Genomic DNA, 18,383 nt, shown 5'->3' on the forward strand with positions numbered 1-18,383 from the left:
CCACAGAAGCTGTCACCAGCTAATCCACTATAAGCAATCGAAAACCTAGGAGCCGTATGAGGGGAAACTTTCACGTACGGATTTGCAGCGGAGGTGCCCCGGATAATACCGGGCATCGACCGTAATATCCATCCAGAAGTGTAAAACTTCTGTAATTCTGTGATACGTACGTGATCCGAACTTTTATGAAAGACCTCAAGCCAAATGATTTACTTGATCGGCGTTATCGAGTAATTGATACCTTAGCCCAAGGTGGATTTGGAAAAACTTACATTGCCGAAGATACTCGCCGACCCACTAATCCCCAGTGCGTTATCAAACAACTGAAGCCACCTAGCAACCATCCCAAATCCTTGGAAAATGCCAGACGTTTGTTCCGAACTGAAGCCGAAACTCTAGAGAGACTGGGGAAGAATGACCAAATTCCGATGCTTTTAGCTTACTTTGAGGAAGATGAAGAGTTTTACCTGGTTCAAGAGTTTATTGAAGGAAACACCCTCAGCAGTGAAATCAAACCTGGTCAAAGCTGGTCTGAAAGCCAAGTTCGTCAAATGCTTCAGGAAGTCTTGAGAGCTCTCAGCTTTATCCACCAAAATCGAGTTATCCATCGTGATATCAAGCCCGATAATATCATCCGACGACATCGGGACAATAAGCTGGTTTTAGTTGACTTCGGCACAGTCAAGCAAATTCGCGGACCCAACCATCAAGTCAGTGGCACAATCGCTGTTGGAACCCCTGGTTATATGTCCACAGAACAAGGTAGAGGTAATCCTCGTGCCAACAGTGATATTTATGGTCTTGGCATGATTGCTATCCAGGCAGTAACTGGCTTAACGATTAATCAAATTCAAGAAGACCCTAATACTGGAGAAGTGATCTGGGAACCTTGGGCAAAGATCAGCGATCACTTAAAGTGGATTCTCTCTAAGATGGTGCGCTACCATTTTAGGGAACGTTACCAGTCTGCCACAGAGGTTCTACAGGCTCTTGAGTCATACCCACAAGTCTCATTACCACAACAGCAATCAGTACAACAGCCGACAATAATACAACCGACACTAGTTCCGCAACAGTACTCTCCAGTCCCCTCAACAGCCATTCCATCGATACCACAGTCTGGGCAACCTCAACCCACAGAGATTTCATTAGCACCATCTCAACTTTCGGCAACAGCAGCATCATCGGCGCAACCGTTTGCTGGGTCTCAGTCTTCAGGAGTTGGATCTCAAAACCCTCGTCGGTTATTGCTTCCCATCGGTGTCGCCACTACTGTTATTGGCATCCTTATCTATTTAATCTGGTTATTTTTATTTAATAACACTCCCAAGACTACGGAGTCAGCCAACCCATCACCTTTTGCTACGAATGCTCAAATTACTCCAACTTCAACACCTGATCAGAGTAATATTCAAGCTCGAATTAGCCTTGGGGAAAAGCCCCTAGTTAAAACAGAAGAGGTAGGCACTCCAAATCTGCAATTCCAAGCTGCCAAACAACAGGGTATGAAAGCCATGGCTGCTGGTGATTATGACAAAGCCATGAGTAACTTTGAAGTAGCAATTCGGAAATACCCCAACGCTCCTGAAACTTTAATTTATCTCAATAATGCTCGTATTGGTAATCAGAAATCCTATACTATTGCTGTCGCTGGACCGATTGCTACTGACCCCGATGGTACATTAGCAATTGTGCGTGGCGTTGCTCAAGCTCAAGATGAAATCAATCAAACTGGGGGAATTAATGGCGTACCCCTCAAAGTAGTGATTACGAGTGATGATCAAAATCCCGATACTGCTAAACAAATTGCTTCAGCGTTGGTCAAGAATCCGGAAATATTAGGTGTAATTGGTCATTCCGCTAGCAGTGTAACCTTAGCCGCAGGAGAAGTATATAATTCCGGTAAACTAGCAGCTATCTCTGCTGTTAGTACTTCCGTAAAGTTGTCAAACTTTAGCCCCTATGTGTTTCGCTCAGTGCCAAATGATGCGTTTTCAGCCAGAGCCTTAGCTAACTACATGCTTACCCAGTTTAAAAAGCAGAATGCAGCGGTTTTCTATAATTCTAAGAGTGACTACAGCAAGTCTCTCAGAACTGAATTTGTCACAGCCGTTTCCCTAGGAGGAGGACAAGTTGTTGATGAGATTGACATCTCCAATCCAGATTTTAATCCTGCTACACCTGTACAACAAGCAATTGAGCGGGGAGCACAGGTGCTATTTTTAGCTCCTAACCCAGCAGTTCTAGATCAAGCTTTGGAGGTTGTTAAGGTCAATGGTAAACGTCTAAGTTTGTTGGGAGGAGATGTAATGTATTCTCCCAAAACTTTAGAGAAAGGTGCAGAAAACGCTGTTGAAATGGTGGTAGCTGTTTTTTGGGATATTGATAGCAACCCTCAGTCAGACTTTGTCCGTAAATCCAAAGCCCTTTGGAATGCCGAGGTTAACTGGCGCACAGCCATGGCTTACGATGGAACCCAAGCTTTGATAGAAGCACTCAAACGTAATCCTACTCGTGTTGGTGTTCAAGAAGCTCTCTCAGCCTCAGATTTTGTAGCGCCTGGAGTATCTGGTTCAATTCGGTTTTTGCGTTCAGGCGATCGCAATGGCTCAGTCCAACTGGTAAAAATTCGTCCGAATCCGAGCACTTCCAGCGGTTACGATTTCCTGCCCATACCCTCTAATTAGTTTTAGTAGTTTGAGTTAGCTGATAGCTTACTATTATTGTAGTATAACTGTGTAATATTTGTAGAATACTTGTTGACTTGAACAAATTAGACCGATTTCAACTGGAGTTTAGACTCAACTCCAGTTAGTATAAACTCCATAATAATGAAGCTTGTAATAAACTTTATTCGTTAAAAAATGAGTTGTATTACCATTGCATTACTGACTATTGGTTTCAGACATCCTCTTAGGGAATATTTAGCGATGATCAATCAACACTTAATACTCAATTTTAAAACACCAAATCCCCTGCTTCAACCCGGAGATTACCTGTTTTCCAACCTAGATAAATCGGTCCATTACCATTAACTGGTTTGTAAAGGTCAAGGTGTTTTGACCAGTCGTGTTCTTTCCCATTTCGCTTCATAATTGGTAAGTCATTTTTAGGATTGTGGGTCAGTTCAATACTCTCACCAGTGCTACCAATCCACTGCACTTTACCTAGGTCAATTTCCTGTAAATCTAACTGACTTTTTTTCTTAACTGCCTGTTTAAAATCGTCATAGTTACCATGAGATTCCTCTTCTCCTACTTCTAGAGCAAAGCCAGCATAGCTATTGCCTAGGGGTGTTGCCTTCAGAGTTTTTTCTTGACTATAGAGCTGGGCGAATTTCTGGTTCGGTATAGCCACCTCAGTATAGGTATCTAAATTAATCGAGCGAATCGCTAACCAGGTTTTCTCCAGTTTAAAGAACCAAATCCCATCTTCTATTTCTGCTTGAGCCGTCTTAGGTAATTGGAAAAAGAATGGTCTATCCTTTGCTGGTCTTAACCACAAAACTAGGTTACGGTATTGCCCTACTTGGTCTCCCTGATTTTTTCCTGGCTTCACCCAATTACCACCAGTATTAGCAACAAAAAAATCCACACCCCGCTCTTGATTGTATGCCATTAGCTTGAATGGTCCGACATCACCATCGGGGAATTCACCCGCTAAACTCCCCAACTGATAGGTATGACCAAAGAAGGTGGTTTCCCAATATCCTGGTTTGTCCTCACCTCCAGGTTTCCAATTTTCGTAGACTGGTTTACTAGCCAGGATTTCCACAGGCTTCTGAAACTGCTTACGAGCTAACTTTACCACCGCCTGGGGAGGTCGATAGGCGCTAGTAATTACGTGAATCACATCCCGTTCTGGCTTAGGATTGACTAAGGTAACATCGCCAAAATAAAGCCAGAACAGACGGGCAGCACTGGCTCCGTAGACCACATTACTTTTGCCGTAATCCCGCTTAGTCGGTCCGCCAAAACCACCTCGATAATATTTCACTGCTGCCGCCGCTGACATCCAATCTAGAGCCGCTTTGGCCAGTTGCTTCACCTCCGGTTCCTTCGCAAAGTCGTAGAGATTTAGGTAAGCCGCAAAGGTGTGACCATGGTAAGTCTCTGAGTCCCACTCTCCCATACCAATGTTGTATAGCGCCCAGACATAGCGCTGAATTTTCTTTTTATACAGACGCCTAGTCTCTTCATTTCCAGTTTCCTCCGCCATCAGATAAACGGCAATTTCTCGCATTGCCCGGAGATTGTCCGTGTTGCGTCCATCCACCCAACTTCCTCGCACATCGGGTCCCCAACCATCACCACCTTTTCCCTTACCATAAATGGGGTGAGGACGTCCATTGGGGTCTGTTTCTGTCCAGGTTTTAGCACCATCAAACATTCGCTGTTTGTAGGTCGGGTCGAGAAATTGCCCAAAGAAGAAGTATTTTCGGATTTGTCCCTTGAGGGTGAAAGCGTAATAGTAGTCAATACCCTCAGTGTGTTGGTTATCTTGAGCTTGGGCATCTTCTGATTGCAGAAACTCTAGGGCTTTCTCCCGATTGCCAACAATAAAATCAAACATGGCATAGGGATAAGACCGCTTCTCATTTTCCCCGTAGTTGTTGCCATAACCTTTACCACCGTAGTACTGAATTGCCTGGTTGGCTCGCACCCAGAATTCTGATTCTAATTCAGGAGTCCACTGATTCCTATACTTGGTCGCAATCGGTAAGGGTTCAATATGAATTAGATCAGTAACAGATCTGCTAATAACTGGTTTAGCTTGTAGCGCTGGTGCCGTCGGTATAACTTGGTGAGTACAGCCCAAGACAGCACCAGCGACAAAGAAAGCATTGCTTAATAATGGAATGATTTTAAGAGTGAGGTGGAATGGGCATCTTGGTGGAACTGGCATCTTGCGTAGAACTGGCATCTTGCGTAGAACTGGCATCTTGTGTAGAACTGGCATCTTGCCAGTTTCAATTTATTTCGCGCGGGCAGGATGCCCACTCTACTCCTATTCATGGGAAGATTCAGCCACGCCACAAAGGAAGCTACGAGTAAGTCACGAGATTTCCGAGATTTCACCAGATTTCACCAATTGTAGCGATTGGCCTCAATTCTTACACAACAACCAACACTGTACACCTGAGCGTCAACCCTAAATTAAACATCGGCACTTCAAAATTTTTAATCATGGGCAATGGGGCTCAGAACGCTCAGGGATTCATAAATTCAGGATATATTCATGTTTGATTTAGTATTTGCTCGCAATTTGGCCACTACATTAATCATACTCACTCTGTTCATTCTTGGCTTAGACAAGTTGTATCGCCAGGATCAAAACGCTGGAAAACCCCAAAGGGTAAAGCACATGCAACACGCCCTTCGAGTCGGATTTGCGCTCAAGGCAACTCAATTCCGTTGAGATTCCCTGAACTAGGTGTGGAATAGGAGCCAGTTCCCTAGTTCGACCCAAGTTACTGGTTTGTCAGATGGCTGTGAATATTAGTAAACAATAAACCTATAGTAACCATGGATAAGGCAACTACGTAATTATTCGTAGGCCATTTATTGCGAGTGGCTCAGAGATTTCCGAGATTTTGCGGATCCGGTTTACTGTGATTTCCGATTACTCTTGTATATGGTAGTTTTAACCTTTTGCTGCATCCCCCTGGGGCACCCAACCGCCCATCAGGGGTTTTTTATATTCAGTGTGGCTAAATTTTATGAGTTATACTATGCTGTAGTCTTAACCGTAATTGAAGGAGAGAGCAGTGGGGAGTAGGAATCGGGTTTTGATAATGTCTAAATTAGGCTAACCGTCCCTACCCAGTCTTATCCACTCAACTCAAGGTCTCCCAACGTTACTACACTTTTAATAATCTGCAAAAAATTCAAGCTAGACTAGTAGTAGCCTAGAAAATACCTAAATTTTTCCATATAAAGGACAATCCATTTTAAGCTTTTTAAGTTTGTTAGCCCTATAAGTTAACTTATTATGTGATATAATAGTGATAGATTTTTTTTTAACAAGTAAAACAATATCTATCAAATTTTTATAAAAATCGTTAAAATACCACTACTAATAAATTCAGTAAATAATAATTCCCCATTTTTGGGATACTTTTACTATAAAAAAGAAATTGTTTAATTTTAATTAACGATTTTTTTAATAATTAAAAATATTCGGTAAAGCCCGCTATAAAAAACACTAATAAAAAACCGTTTCAATAAATCATAAAAAATCAGTTCAATAAATCCTAATTGAAACGCAATAAAAATCAGCAGGAGGATGGGTGGATTCTTCCTCATGTTCCCCATCTCCATAAATCATCTCTCTACAGGTGCAACGCTCCAGATCTATCTGTGGGGAGTCGTCAAACCTAACAAGTGCTGATGGTACACACCCCACTAAAAACGAGAATTACGGGCTTGCTCCATCAATTGCTCAGCCCTACGTCCCCACTGGGGATTACCTTGGCTATTGTAAAGGTCTCTAGCATACTGCAAGACTTGCAGAGCATCACTAAATCGGTTTTGGCGCAGAAATACTACACCAGCAGCATAATAGGCATTAGCGTAATTCGAGTTAGCTACCGCTGCTTGCTGGAAGGCTGCCAGAGCACCATCCAAATCTCTCTGAGTAAATAAAATTCCCCCGATATTGTAGTGGGCTTCGGGGTATTTAGGATTGATTTTGATCGCTTGCTCAAACGCCTTTTTTGCTTCCTCTAGCTTGCCCTGTTGCTTATAAATCAGTCCCAAATGATATGCCGGTTCGGGAGCATTACGGCTAAATTGCATTGCTTGTTTAAATGATGCGATCGCTTGTTGGGGTGTTCGCAACTGGGACATAACTAAACCCATATTATAGTGAGCAACACCGAGTAATGGGTCAAGTTCCAGAGATCTTTCTAGATATTCCCGTGCCTGAGACAAATTCTTTCCTTCCAACAGGGCAGCCCCTAAATTAGCAAAGGCTAGAGCAAATTCTGGATCGGTCTGGGTTGCCCGATAAAAGGCATCGGCTGACGCCTGCAATTTACCAACCTGCCGCAATGCTAGACCCAAGTTGTAGTGTGCTGGTGCTAGCTTGGGATTCAGTTGGGCTGCCTTTTCGAACGCCACGATCGCTTCAAGTACCTTACTCTGTTGAATTAATGCCAGTCCTTGATTAAGTTGCTCAAGGGCTGCGGGTTGAGTTGGTTTGAGTGCTGGTAGATACTGAGACTGAGCGATTAGTCTAGTACTGTAACTGTAACGGCGAGTCAGGGGATGATGTCTACTCAGTCTCTCTGGTGAATCATTCAGATTATCTGGGTTAACCCCTAGGGCGTGGGAAACTAGTGGCTGCGTGAGCACCAACAGCGAACTCACTCCTAGGCAGAAATAGCCTCTGGCAGTGACTTTTCTGTTAACAAAGATTAAGTTGAGTGGGAACAAATTTCGCTTAAGATTTTTGAAACATTTTTTTTTATAGTTGTTACGTGTATTCATATTTTTTGAAAATTAGTGACCTAGAGTTATCTTACTTAACAGTTTTAGTAGTTTACATTACAAGACATTGCAAGTTCGATCTAGATCAGACCAAATTAAGCTAATCTCACAACCAGATAACGTTGATCCCATCTCAACAAAACTTATGCATAAACCGTAGTCAGGAGATAAGTAGGTAGAATGATTAGGTAAGAGAAGCGTTGACATGGCATGTTTTAACAAACTCACCTCCCTACCCGATCATCCCCTTAATGCTCCGCTTCAATGCATAAGTCCAATTGAAATAATTTGGGGGTAAATTATGAACGGCAAAGTGTGTAAAGCCACCCGTAATGTGGCTATTGTTGGTCCGTATCTCAGTGGGAAAACCACTCTACTCGAAAGTTTGTTGTCCGTTACTGGTACGATTTCTCGCAAAGGCACAGTAAAGGAAGGCAACACCGTCGGTGATAGTGCCACCGAGGCCAGGCAACGCCAAATGAGTGTGGAGGTAACTGCCGCCAGCACCGAGTATCAAGATATCTGCTTCAATTTTATAGACTGTCCCGGTTCCATTGAATTTGCTCAAGAAACCTACAACGCCTTAGTTGGTGTGGATGCGGCTGTAGTGGTTTGTGAACCAGTAAGCGATCGCGTCCTGACCTTAGCACCCTTATTGAAATTTCTCGACGACTGGGAAATCCCCCACTTAGTCTTTATTAACAAAATGGATCGGTTTGAGTTGACCGATGATGCTAATGGTAACTCCTTACGGTCCGTCTTTGATGCGCTCAATTCAGTTTCCACTCGCCCCTTAGTACTGCACCAATACCCCATTGGTAAGGGAGAACACCTCACCGGTTTTATTGATTTAGTCACCGAGCAAGCCTATCTTTACCATCCTGAGGCCCCAGCTGATCCGATTCCACTGCCAGAGTCATTGAAAGAGGCAGAACAGCAAGCACGCACAGAATTACTAGAAACCTTAGCAGATTTTGACGACCACCTCCTCGAAGAACTACTAGAAGAAATTGAGCCACCCCAAGAAGAAATTGTCCAAGACCTGAAGATGGAATTGGGGGCCGACTTGATTGTACCGGTATTTATAGGTGTTGCTCAGCAAGATTATGGTGTTCGCCCCTTGATCGATGCCCTACTGCGAGAAGCACCAACCCCAGAAAGCACCGCTGAGCGTCGGGACATTGCTGGTGATGAATCAACCACGGTGGCACAGGTACTCAAAACCTATTACACTCCCCAAGGTGGAAAACTCTCCCTAGTGCGAGTCTGGCAAGGTAAACTAACCGATGGCATGGTCTTTAATGGTGTCCGCGCCGGAGGCTTATACCGTATGTTTGGTCACCACACTCAGTCAGTTTCCCAAGTATCTGCTGGTGACATCGTTGCCCTGGGACGCTTAGAGGGTATTAAAACTGGTGACACCCTGAGCACGGATACGGGTAATCCAGAGATGAAATTACCAATAGCTGAGGCAAGCAAACCAGTCTATGCGTTAGCCATTACCCCTCAGAAGCGCAAAGATGAGGTTAAGCTCAGTGGTGCCTTAACCAAGCTGCTGGAAGAAGACCCATCTCTGGTGTGGGAACAACATGGAGACACTCACGAAATCATCCTATGGGGACAGGGAGATATTCATCTTCAGGTTGCTCTAGACCGGATGAGCCGCAAATACAACTTACCGATGACCACTCACTTACCCCGAGTGCCTTACAAAGAAAGTATCCGCAAATCCACTACCTCTCATGGGCGCTACAAGCACCAAAGTGGTGGTCATGGGCAATATGGTGATGTCTACCTTGATATCCAACCCTTGTCTCGGGGTGAAGGGTTTAACTTTTCGGAAAGCATTGTCGGTGGGGTGGTGCCAAAGCAATATATCCCTGGTGTGGAGATCGGAGTAAAAGAGTACTTGTCCCACGGACCGTTAGGCTTCCCAGTGGTAGATGTGGCTGTTACTCTCACCAATGGCTCTTACCACTCCGTAGATAGTTCGGAACAGGCATTTAAACAAGCAGCACGGCTAGCTATGACCGGTGGCATGCCCAATTGTGAGCCAATGTTACTTGAGCCAATTATGTCTGTTGCGGTCTATGCACCTCAGGAATTCACCTCTAAGATGCTGCAATTGATCACCGGTCATCGGGGTCAAATTCTCGGCTATCAGACCTGTTCTGATTGGACAGGATGGGATTGTGTTTCTGGCTATATCCCCCAGGCAGAAATGCAGAACTTGATCATGGAATTGCGATCGCTTACTCTAGGGATCGGTTTCTTTAATTGGACCTATGACCATCTCCAGGAAGTGCCAGGTAAGCTAGCTGATCGGGTGCTGGCAACCACTGGCAATGGTAATGGTAATGGTAAGAGCTAGGTGAATCCCGTTAGGGGTTAGGTGTTAGGAGTTAGGTATTAGGTGTTGGGTTAATGGTTAATGGTTAATGGTTCTATTACTTAAAGCCTAAACCGATCATGCCTAATGCCTAAACCGATCATTCCTAATCCCTAGGGAGAGGCTACCCGCTGGAGTTTTTCAATAATAAAGGGAAGTATCAAAATCAGTAGTTTGATTGGCCAAGGAACAAAAAATAGGCTGACAAACAGACAGAGTAAGGCTGTTATAGCTGCAGCCACTTTGACGATTTCCTCAGTAGTCTTAACGCAAAGGTATATGGCTACTGAGGCGATCATTAAAGTCATCGATAAGGGTATAAGCATAATTATTACCTCAACTTTTTCCGCCATAATTACCTAACCTAGCATCAGGGTTATGGAAAACATAGCAGTTGAGTCAGGTCGCCCCGTCTAGGCAACAGGGGGGTGCTGACCATCCAACACTGCCAATTAGCAGAACTTGATCCCAGATTATTCTCCTAGAGACTACACGATCGAGAATGGGATTTTCGGATACTTACCTAAATTCTGCAACCTTGGCCTTGGTTTGATTCACCTCAAGATGCACCTCAAGTAGCGGCTCCTAGCTCCCATCCCATGGTGCTACAGCAGCAAACCCTGGCAACGATGAAGCCAATCCCTTGTGGAGTCGGAGTAGAGCGATTGGCCGTAGGCCACGCGGGGCGCGTTCGCTTCATCTTGCTATTAAAGCGATCATGCTATCAAGCTTAATCTCAGGACAATTGAAGCGTGCCATTTAGTTTAGCTTGGCTTAAAGGAATATTATACACAACCTATACATAAATCATACCTTTAGCTAACGTGATAACCAACTTTAATCTTGTTGATAAAGTTGCATAATCGTTAATTAAAATATTCGTAATTCATCAAGATTTACCCAATTTAAGCAACTTAAGAAGTTATACGAACTTTTAGATATTTTTTTTTTTGATATGGATTTGCATACTGAAAATAAGCAATCCAGTTCAATGTGGCCAAACAATCCCCGTTACGACTGGGTGCATCTCAATGCATGCTATTTGACGCGGTGGTGCGTTACGGGACGGACTGTCCCAAAACTTGCTATGGCTTGCGTCTTGGCGAGCCCGTCCCTAACACACCCTACGCCACTTTTTTACAAATATGAGATGCACCCGTTACGACTAGCCTCTCTTACCCCTTAGCCTGATCAAAATAGAATGACTAAAAAATTACTCACTAAATTAACAGTTGCTACCACCAGCCTAACCTTAGTCACCTTAGGAACTACCAGCAGCGCACAAGCAACAAGCTTAACTGGACTGATTGAATTTTTGACTAATGGATCAGGAAGTACAGGTTTAGCTGTTTGGGATACCGGTGCTGATCGCGATTGGGACTTGTTCGTTACTAACGATGGGGAATATGGTGATTTCATTAATGACCCAACTACTCGCAAGATCGACTTTGAACTAACAAAAGGTATCCATACATTTACGATTTATGGTGATGGGAGAAGCTTTCTTGCTAATCAAAGTCATTACGGTTTAAATTTGTTTTTCAATGGAGAGACCACCAATCCAGGGATTTCAGTCTTTGGAGAATTAGCCAAGTCCACTGACTCTGATCCAACCTTTTCAGCCAATAGTAGTGGTTCAACTCGGGGACTGGATGGAAGTATTGTACCAGGCTCAGGAACTTTGTCCTTTATCGATGGTTTAACAACCGTGACACTAACTGACTATATTTATCAAGCACCAAATGTTCAACAGAAAAACCGTGTTGGTACCCATAGTATAGGTTCAAATAGTTACTTGGACATGGTGGGACAATTTACATTAAACGTAGAAACTAGAAATCTAGACAGTACATCTGTCCCTGAACCGGTTTCAGTGCTAGGTCTGCTGACAGTGGGTGCATTCGGTGCTGGTGCAACCCTCAAGCGCAAAAAGAAACAGCAAGCCTAAGCTCGCCTTCTCAATAAATTACCAATCTCAACAAATTACCAAACTATATAGCAGTTCTCAATACCCAATTGAGAACTGCTATAATTTGTACACAATCTATACCTAAGCCATACCTTTTGCAAACGCGATCGCAAACTTTCGTAAGCCTTACTAAAAATGTAGGCTAACGGAATTTGATATAACACACCGAACTCTTGACTAGCTCCTACCCCATCGAGATATTAATCATTTTAAATAACGAAGTAGGCCAAGCCAAAGAACGAAGCAATTAGGATTTCAGCAAAAGGGTAATGATCGTTTGGTTGGCTTCTACCCATAATTTTGATTACTGACCCGGTATTCTAGCAGTTTTCTATGGTTATATCACACTCAGGTTAGCAGCCAAGAATCATCTAGGGTGCAAAGTAAATGGCCATTTTTAACTCACAATACCTGATCGATATTCAGGAAGGATTAGGATTTGCGGAACAATTAGTGTTTTCCAACACAGGGCAATATCTGAGTGATATTCAAAGAGCAGTTTTGCAAAAATCCTGGCAAGGGCAACGCAAAACCTATGACCAAATCGCTCAAGAGTTAGGCTATTCAGCAAGTTATATCAAGCAGACCGTTGCCCCTAAATTATGGAAACTGTTCTCAGAGGCACTAGGGGAAAAAGTTAGTAAAACCAACTTTCGTAGTGTACTCGAAAGACGACAGGTCAATCAAGAATCGAGTCATACTCAGGAGCTGCTTGGGGTATTGAGACAGGGACTAGAGCCTTACTACAAAGGGAAGGTGCAATCTACAGCTAGCGAAGAGATCTCAAATGTTCCTTATGGGAACCATCCCAAATCCCAAATCCTCAATCCTCAATCGCAGCAGTTGGAATTACCAGAAGGAAGAGTTCCTTTAACTTCCCGATTTTATGTCGAGCGAGTCCCCTATGAATTTAGGTGTTACGAAGAGATTGTTAAACCAGGAGCTTTTATTCATATTAAAGCACCCAGACAGATGGGGAAAACATCCCTGATGGTCAGGATTCTGGCTCATGCAGAAACTCAGGGTTACCAAACTGTGCGTTTGAACCTTCAACGAGTGGATGTTGAAATTCTCACCAACCTAGATAAATTTTTGCGTTGGTTAGCCTACAATGTCACCCGCAAGCTGAACCTAAAACCCATGCTAGATGATTATTGGCATGAAGACCTCGGTAGTAAAGTCAGCTGCACCACCTATTTCCAAGACTATCTGCTCGAACAAATAGACAGTCCTATTGTTTTGGCATTAGATGAAGTCAATGAGATTTTCAAGTATCCCAAAATTGCTCAAGACTTTCTACCCCTGCTACGCTCTTGGTATGAGGAAGCCAAAGATAGCAAGATCTGGCAAAAACTTCGGCTAGTGCTGGTTAACTCCACAGAAGTTTATCTACCCCTAACTATGCATCAATCCCCTTTTACCGTAGGATTGCCGATTCAGTTGTCTTCATTTAGTTGGGAGCAGGTTCAGGATTTAGCCCAACGTCATCAAGTCGATCTCTCCATGGGAGATTTAGCCCAGCTGATGTGGTTAGTAGCTGGTCATCCCTATTTGCTGCGTCTAGGGTTATATTATCTAGCGCGACAGGATTTGACCCCAGAAGAACTAGTGCAAAGGGCGACTTCAGATCAGGGAATTTACAGCGAACACTTACAGCGACACTGGTGGACTCTACAACAACATCCTGATTTAGCCGTAGCCTTTGAAGCAGTGCTTAGGGCAAAAGTTCCAGTAGCCTTGGAACAGCTACAGGCATTTAAGCTCTACAGTATGGGGCTGGTGAATTGGTCAGACAATCAAGTCATGGTTAGCTGCAATTTGTATCAGCGATACTTTAGCGTTCGCGAAGCGTCGGCTTTGCCGAATCGCTTTCACAGCTATAGCGCTACTTCCTAAGAGGATATCTGAAAAGTTTTTTTATACTGAATTTTGCCCCCCTAACCCCCCAACCTTGGGGGGAACAAGAGTCCATTTGCTTGTAAAAGTCCCCCAGAATTGGGGGATTTAGGGGGCTTGGATGTAGCAAATGAGACTTCTCAGACAACCTCTAAGAATAGGCAAGAAAAAAGCCAAGTTTGACAAAGCTTGTAGCAATTTATCCCTAACCATTATTTGTAAATACCCCAGCGCTTATTGCTATAGTAATCGGAAATATAGCTATATAGCATTTCTAATAGAAAAAATAATTACCGTTTTTTTCATTATCCAAAATCCTTCTATGTCTTGATGCAGTAGCTCATAGGGTAAACCCCCGTGAGGCCACTGCATCGCTACTTTATTAACTCTTGCCTCTTGCCTCTTGCCTCTTGCCTTTCCAAAGCGGGAGTATGTTCACAATTCAAATACAAATGCTATATAATCGTTACTGTTCAAGGCCCCCCGATAGCCTGCAGAGCTGAAACAAATATCTGCCAGTAACATTATGACCTCTTGCCATAATACCAGCACCGCCGTCATTGAAGACTCGAAAGGGGTTAAGCGAGTTGCGTTGCTAGGAATGCCCAACACCGGCAAATCAACCTTCTTTAACCGGATCACAGGTACCACTGCTCACGTTGGCAATTGGCCCGGAATTACGGTAGATCTACTACAAGCTAATGTGCAACTCAATGGCGAACCTACGGAATTCGTAGATTTACCAGGAATTTATGACCTCAACGGATTTTCTGATGATGAGAAAATTGTTCAAACCTTCTTAGAAAATTTTGCTGTTGATCTAGTTATTATTGTTATCAATGCTTCCCAAATTGACCGTCAAATTCGCTTGGCGTTGCAGGTTAAAGCCCTAGGTTTACCGGCAGTGTTGATGCTGAATATGGCTGATGAAGCTAAGCAATATGGCGTTAAAATCAATACAGAAACATTATCCGATAATTTGGATATGCCTGTGTTCCTCATTAGTGCCAAGTATGGAGATGGCTATATGAGGGCATACCTAGAAATTTCTAAAACTTTAAACGCACAAGAAGAATCGATTAATAGAGATAATCTAATAGATAATCTAAAAACTCGTTTATCTGACCATAGCTCTATCTCCACGAAAGAGATTGATTCAGTGCTCAATGGTGCGGTAGAAATGCCCTCTGAGATGGCAGTAAATTTAACAGCTAGGATTGATAAGTTACTGCTGCATCCGATATTGGGGTTACCTTTGTTCTTCTTAGGAATGTTCCTGGTATTTTGGGTGGTTTGGACTGTGGGACTCCCCTCTCAAGACCTGATGGATAATATGACTGGCTGGATTCAAGGTGCCATGATTGAGCCTGTTATCCAACCCTTACCCACAGTGGTTCAAGACTTTTTGATTAATGGGATTTGGAATGGTTTAGCTACCGTTGCTTCCTTTGTACCATTAATTGTGCTGTTCTTTATCTTAATGGCAATTCTAGAAGATAGTGGCTACCTATCCCGTTCTGCCTATTTAATGGATATCTTTATGGAACGGTTGGGGTTAGATGGTCGCAGTTTTGTGATGCAAATGATGGGATTCGGCTGTAATGTTCCCGCATTAATGGGAACTAGAGTTATGCGATCGCAAGCCTTGCGACTGCTAACTATGCTAGTGATTCCTTTTGCTTTGTGTTCTGCCAGACTCCAGGTATTTGTCTTTATCATTGCTGCTGTATTTCCCCATGGTAACGGGGCTTTAGTATTATTTTCCCTGTACCTACTTAGTTTTGTCGCCGCCATTGTCACTGCTGCTCTTTTCCAAGGAGTGTTTAAAAACGAGGAACCCTTTATTATAGAATTACCCCCTTACCGAATTCCGACTATCAAACAAGTCTTACTCAGAGGGTGGGGAGAAGTCAAAGAATTTTTGCAACGAGCATCTGGGTTTATTACCTTTGGCTGTGTTGCCGTTTGGTTCATCACGAATTTACCTCCAGGAGCGACAGGATTGGATACCATTGGCGGGCAAATTGGACAATTTTTAAGTCCGGTCATGAATCCCATTGGTATTAATCCCCATTTAACCCTAGCCCTAATTTTTGGTTTCATTGCTAAAGAAATTGTGATTGGCTCTTTAGCGGTAATTTATGGACTTAACTCCGTTGCTGTTAGTCAGCAGATAACTGATACAGTAACCTTTATCCAAGGATATAGTTTTTGTATCTTTTGCTTAATCTACACTCCCTGTTTAACTACCATTGTTACCCTATTTAATGAAGCAAAATCCTGGAAATTTACCTTATTTTCCTTAGTGTTTTCCTTAGGGTTGGCTTGGGTAGCTAGCTTGATATTTTACCAGGGAGCTTTAGCACTGGGATTTCAGTGAAGAGATAGCAGTTCTCAATTGGGTGAGGTACAAATTATTGGGTTAATGGGAGTAGGGAGTAGGGAGTAGGGAGTAGGGAGTAGGGAGTAGGGATTGGGGAGTGGGAAAAAATCCTGTCTACCTCATTAGTTTGATAATTAATATAAAAGTTAAACGTGAAAAGTTAAATGAAAAAAGTTAAACGAGTAAATGGGGATTCTCCCTTATCCTCCATGAGCAATACAGTCAAGAACATCGAAATGAACCAATGACCAATCACAAATGTATTATTTATTACATAAAAATTTATTTTTCGTGGTATACATGTCATGCTAGTGTTAGTCAATTGGAGTGGAAGCCCCAGTAAGGGGCTGGGAAAATGCAAAAAATCCAGGCAATCATCCGAGCCTATAAGCTCGAAGAGGTCAAAATAGCTTTAGTCAATGCTGGTATCGTTGGCATGACCGTGTCTGAAGTTCGGGGATTTGGACGGCAGAGAGGTCAAACTGAACAGTATCGCGGTACAAAGTACAGGGTAGACTTTCTTCCTAAGGTCAAGCTAGAAGTCGTTGTTGAAAATGGCTTAGTTGACATGGCAGTAGAAAAAATTATCACTGCTGCTCAGACCGGTAAAATCGGCGACGGTAAAATTTTCATCAGTCCCATTGAGCAAGTTATCCGGATTAGGACTGGGGAAAGGAATCTAGAGGCTGTTTAATCCCTAATCTTGTAGGGTGGGCAAAAACAGTTTGGTTCAAATGAGTATTAATGAGAGCGAATACTTTGCCCACCCTACTTTAATTGGTATTTTTTTTACTGACCGCTGACCGCTGACCGCTGTTTGCGTAGCGTGCGCTTAGCTTGAGCTTGTAGCTTGTAGGGTGGGCAAAAACAGTTTGGTTCAAATGAGTATTAATGATTAGATTACTTTGCCCACCCTACTTTAATTGGTATTTTTTTTGCTGACGGCTGAACGCGCACGCGTGCGCGTAGCGCATATGCTTACAATCCAGAGACGATTTGGTAAGTGATTAGTAGGAATTAGTTTAAATTAGACTCATAAAACAGTGATGTGCTCCTATCATGCACTGGCCAATCGTCGTTTTCACCACCTATAATTAATTTTTCAATCTCCACATATTCTTTGGCAAGTTGCCGGAGAGAATTAATTAAAATATCAAGAGCGATCGCATCACTAGTTCCTAAATCAAACCAGCAGCGTCCCCAAGTGCCTTCATACTCAAACTCGCCCTGATTATGCATCAACGCCATTAAACTGTTTTCTGCTACTCTATCATCATATTCCATGTAGCTGATTTCTAAGCCAACCTCTTGCACCGGCAGGTTTTCGGCATCAAATCCTCCCAATTTACCTAATAAAAACCAGGAATTGAATAATTCTTCCACATATTCCTTTTCGCGATAGGAGGGAACAGTGCTAAATTCTATCCAAATCCACAAATCAAATGGGTTAAACTCACGAAATATAATTTGCATATCGTTAGGGAACAGGGAACAGGGAACAGGGAACAGGGAACAGGGAACAGGGAACAGGGAACAGGAAATCGGGAATCGGGAATCGGGAATCGGGAATCGGGAATCGGGAATCGGGAATCGGGAATCGGGAATCGGGAATCGGGAATCGGGAATCGGGAATCGGTTTCAAGCAATTATGTTAACAAAAACTAAGTTTTACTTATCACCATCAATCCCGACTATCCGATAGTAAACTTTTGATTAATCCTGAATTTTTACCAGAAACTATCTTATCACAATTTTCAACTAGTTGTGAAAAATATAGTTATGAAAAATCACCAATGGAGAGAGGCGGTGCGACAAGGCGCGAGGTTTTAACGCCTACGGAAAACGCACCATTACGGTCTTGGAGAACCAGTTGCTGATCAGACTCCCCATCTCCCCATCTCCCCATCTCCCCATCTCCCCATCTCCCCATCTCCCCATCTCCTGGTCTTCCTGTGATTCCCTCAAACAGTATAACTAATTGTTGCTAGTACTACCCAATCGAGATCGTGAGTTTCTCCTAAGGCATAGTGAACTGTACACCATTCCCCAGACAGATTGAAGTTAAGATGATAAGTTTTGGCATTCAGCAGTTGAGTGGCAAACAGGTTTCTCAAATCTAACTCGAACTTGCATTCTATTTGGATTTCCTCTAATCCTTCTCTTTGTTCTGACAATTCTTCTTGAACTTCTTGGTATTGTTCCGTTGATAAGTCTCCTTCTTCTTCTAACTTTACTAGTTCTTGTTCTAACTGTGCA

The 18,383-nt window shown here is 43.1% G+C and carries 16 protein-coding genes; 8 read left to right on the top strand and 8 right to left on the bottom strand.

The window, feature by feature from the left end; translation table 11 throughout:
• The first annotated feature begins 185 nt into the window (after positions 1–185).
• Positions 186–2,687: a bifunctional serine/threonine-protein kinase/ABC transporter substrate-binding protein gene (locus F6J99_RS25275; protein WP_293116421.1), complete on the top strand. Its 2,502-nt coding sequence runs from the start codon at positions 186–188 to the stop codon at positions 2,685–2,687.
• A gap of 271 nt (positions 2,688–2,958) precedes the next feature.
• Here the strand turns inward: F6J99_RS25275 and F6J99_RS25280 are convergent, their stop codons facing one another.
• Positions 2,959–4,905 (bottom strand): hypothetical protein, encoded by a 1,947-nt coding sequence (locus F6J99_RS25280; protein ID WP_293116423.1) that lies wholly within the window; start codon positions 4,903–4,905, stop codon positions 2,959–2,961.
• Here F6J99_RS25280 and F6J99_RS25285 point away from each other — a divergent pair.
• Both F6J99_RS25285 and F6J99_RS25290 read left to right on the top strand, forming a co-directional pair.
• Complete coding sequence (locus tag F6J99_RS25285; RefSeq protein WP_293116425.1) at positions 4,881–5,054, top strand: hypothetical protein; 174 nt, start codon at positions 4,881–4,883, stop codon at positions 5,052–5,054. The two genes, F6J99_RS25280 and F6J99_RS25285, sit on opposite strands and share 25 nt — an antisense overlap.
• Positions 5,055–5,238: 184 nt before the next feature.
• A complete protein-coding gene (locus F6J99_RS25290) occupies positions 5,239–5,418 on the top strand; it encodes a hypothetical protein (RefSeq protein WP_143727402.1) in 180 nt (59 codons plus the stop codon).
• Positions 5,419–6,404: 986 nt separating this feature from the next.
• Here F6J99_RS25290 and F6J99_RS25295 read toward each other — a convergent pair.
• Positions 6,405–7,355, bottom strand: coding sequence for a tetratricopeptide repeat protein (locus tag F6J99_RS25295; RefSeq protein WP_364306069.1), 951 nt, complete (start codon positions 7,353–7,355; stop codon positions 6,405–6,407).
• A 436-nt stretch (positions 7,356–7,791) separates the two neighbouring features.
• Here F6J99_RS25295 and F6J99_RS25300 point away from each other — a divergent pair, with 436 nt between their 5' ends.
• A complete protein-coding gene (locus F6J99_RS25300) occupies positions 7,792–9,861 on the top strand; it encodes an elongation factor G (protein ID WP_293116427.1) in 2,070 nt (689 codons plus the stop codon).
• 131 nt (positions 9,862–9,992) lie between these two features.
• Here F6J99_RS25300 and F6J99_RS25305 read toward each other — a convergent pair whose 3' ends face one another.
• A complete protein-coding gene (locus F6J99_RS25305) occupies positions 9,993–10,205 on the bottom strand; it encodes a hypothetical protein (RefSeq protein WP_293051283.1) in 213 nt (70 codons plus the stop codon).
• A 245-nt stretch (positions 10,206–10,450) separates the two neighbouring features.
• Positions 10,451–10,579: a hypothetical protein gene (locus F6J99_RS25310; RefSeq protein WP_293116429.1), complete on the bottom strand. Its 129-nt coding sequence runs from the start codon at positions 10,577–10,579 to the stop codon at positions 10,451–10,453.
• A 501-nt stretch (positions 10,580–11,080) separates the two neighbouring features.
• On the opposite strand from F6J99_RS25310, the gene F6J99_RS25315 reads away from it, so the two are divergent.
• The 4 genes from F6J99_RS25315 to F6J99_RS25330 all read left to right on the top strand — a co-directional run bounded on the left by F6J99_RS25315 (position 11,081) and on the right by F6J99_RS25330 (position 16,821).
• Entirely contained in the window at positions 11,081–11,827 is a 747-nt protein-coding gene (locus tag F6J99_RS25315) for a PEP-CTERM sorting domain-containing protein (protein WP_293116431.1), read from the top strand.
• Positions 11,828–12,235: 408 nt separating this feature from the next.
• Positions 12,236–13,744, top strand: a complete 1,509-nt coding sequence (locus F6J99_RS25320; RefSeq protein WP_293116433.1) for an AAA-like domain-containing protein — start codon at positions 12,236–12,238, stop codon at positions 13,742–13,744.
• Positions 13,745–14,270: 526 nt separating this feature from the next.
• The gene (gene feoB / locus F6J99_RS25325) at positions 14,271–16,124 is read left to right on the top strand and encodes a ferrous iron transport protein B (protein WP_293116435.1); all 1,854 of its coding nucleotides are present in this window, start codon (positions 14,271–14,273) and stop codon (positions 16,122–16,124) included.
• A gap of 358 nt (positions 16,125–16,482) precedes the next feature.
• The gene (locus tag F6J99_RS25330; protein ID WP_070392200.1) at positions 16,483–16,821 is read left to right on the top strand and encodes a P-II family nitrogen regulator; all 339 of its coding nucleotides are present in this window, start codon (positions 16,483–16,485) and stop codon (positions 16,819–16,821) included.
• A 323-nt stretch (positions 16,822–17,144) separates the two neighbouring features.
• Here F6J99_RS25330 and F6J99_RS25335 read toward each other — a convergent pair whose 3' ends face one another.
• The 4 genes from F6J99_RS25335 to F6J99_RS25350 form a co-directional block, all read right to left on the bottom strand.
• The gene (locus F6J99_RS25335; protein ID WP_293116437.1) at positions 17,145–17,600 is read right to left on the bottom strand and encodes a DUF3531 family protein; all 456 of its coding nucleotides are present in this window, start codon (positions 17,598–17,600) and stop codon (positions 17,145–17,147) included.
• A 4-nt stretch (positions 17,601–17,604) separates the two neighbouring features.
• Positions 17,605–17,769: a hypothetical protein gene (locus F6J99_RS25340; RefSeq protein ID WP_293116439.1), complete on the bottom strand. Its 165-nt coding sequence runs from the start codon at positions 17,767–17,769 to the stop codon at positions 17,605–17,607.
• 135 nt (positions 17,770–17,904) lie between these two features.
• Positions 17,905–18,057: a hypothetical protein gene (locus F6J99_RS25345; RefSeq protein ID WP_293116440.1), complete on the bottom strand. Its 153-nt coding sequence runs from the start codon at positions 18,055–18,057 to the stop codon at positions 17,905–17,907.
• A gap of 31 nt (positions 18,058–18,088) precedes the next feature.
• On the bottom strand, positions 18,089–18,383 hold a 295-nt coding region (locus F6J99_RS25350), incomplete at its 5' end, for a hypothetical protein (RefSeq protein ID WP_293116442.1).

Source organism: Moorena sp. SIO4G3, assembly GCF_010692305.1.
Lineage (GTDB): Bacteria > Cyanobacteriota > Cyanobacteriia > Cyanobacteriales > Coleofasciculaceae > Moorena > Moorena producens_A.

Bases quoted from the DNA above. Each gene is read 5' to 3' on its own strand.
- F6J99_RS25345 (WP_293116440.1), bottom strand. From the start codon at position 18,057: ATGGGGAGATGGGGAGATGGGGAGATGGGGAGATGGGGAGATGGGGAG.
- F6J99_RS25275 (WP_293116421.1), top strand. From the start codon at position 186: ATGAAAGACCTCAAGCCAAATGATTTACTTGATCGGCGTTATCGAGTA.
- feoB (WP_293116435.1), top strand. From the start codon at position 14,271: ATGACCTCTTGCCATAATACCAGCACCGCCGTCATTGAAGACTCGAAA.
- F6J99_RS25300 (WP_293116427.1), top strand. From the start codon at position 7,792: ATGAACGGCAAAGTGTGTAAAGCCACCCGTAATGTGGCTATTGTTGGT.
- F6J99_RS25290 (WP_143727402.1), top strand. From the start codon at position 5,239: ATGTTTGATTTAGTATTTGCTCGCAATTTGGCCACTACATTAATCATA.
- F6J99_RS25335 (WP_293116437.1), bottom strand. From the start codon at position 17,600: ATGCAAATTATATTTCGTGAGTTTAACCCATTTGATTTGTGGATTTGG.
- F6J99_RS25280 (WP_293116423.1), bottom strand. From the start codon at position 4,905: ATGCCAGTTCCACCAAGATGCCCATTCCACCTCACTCTTAAAATCATT.
- F6J99_RS25315 (WP_293116431.1), top strand. From the start codon at position 11,081: ATGACTAAAAAATTACTCACTAAATTAACAGTTGCTACCACCAGCCTA.
- F6J99_RS25305 (WP_293051283.1), bottom strand. From the start codon at position 10,205: ATGCTTATACCCTTATCGATGACTTTAATGATCGCCTCAGTAGCCATA.
- F6J99_RS25330 (WP_070392200.1), top strand. From the start codon at position 16,483: ATGCAAAAAATCCAGGCAATCATCCGAGCCTATAAGCTCGAAGAGGTC.
- F6J99_RS25285 (WP_293116425.1), top strand. From the start codon at position 4,881: ATGGGCATCTTGGTGGAACTGGCATCTTGCGTAGAACTGGCATCTTGC.
- F6J99_RS25320 (WP_293116433.1), top strand. From the start codon at position 12,236: ATGGCCATTTTTAACTCACAATACCTGATCGATATTCAGGAAGGATTA.
- F6J99_RS25310 (WP_293116429.1), bottom strand. From the start codon at position 10,579: ATGAAGCGAACGCGCCCCGCGTGGCCTACGGCCAATCGCTCTACTCCG.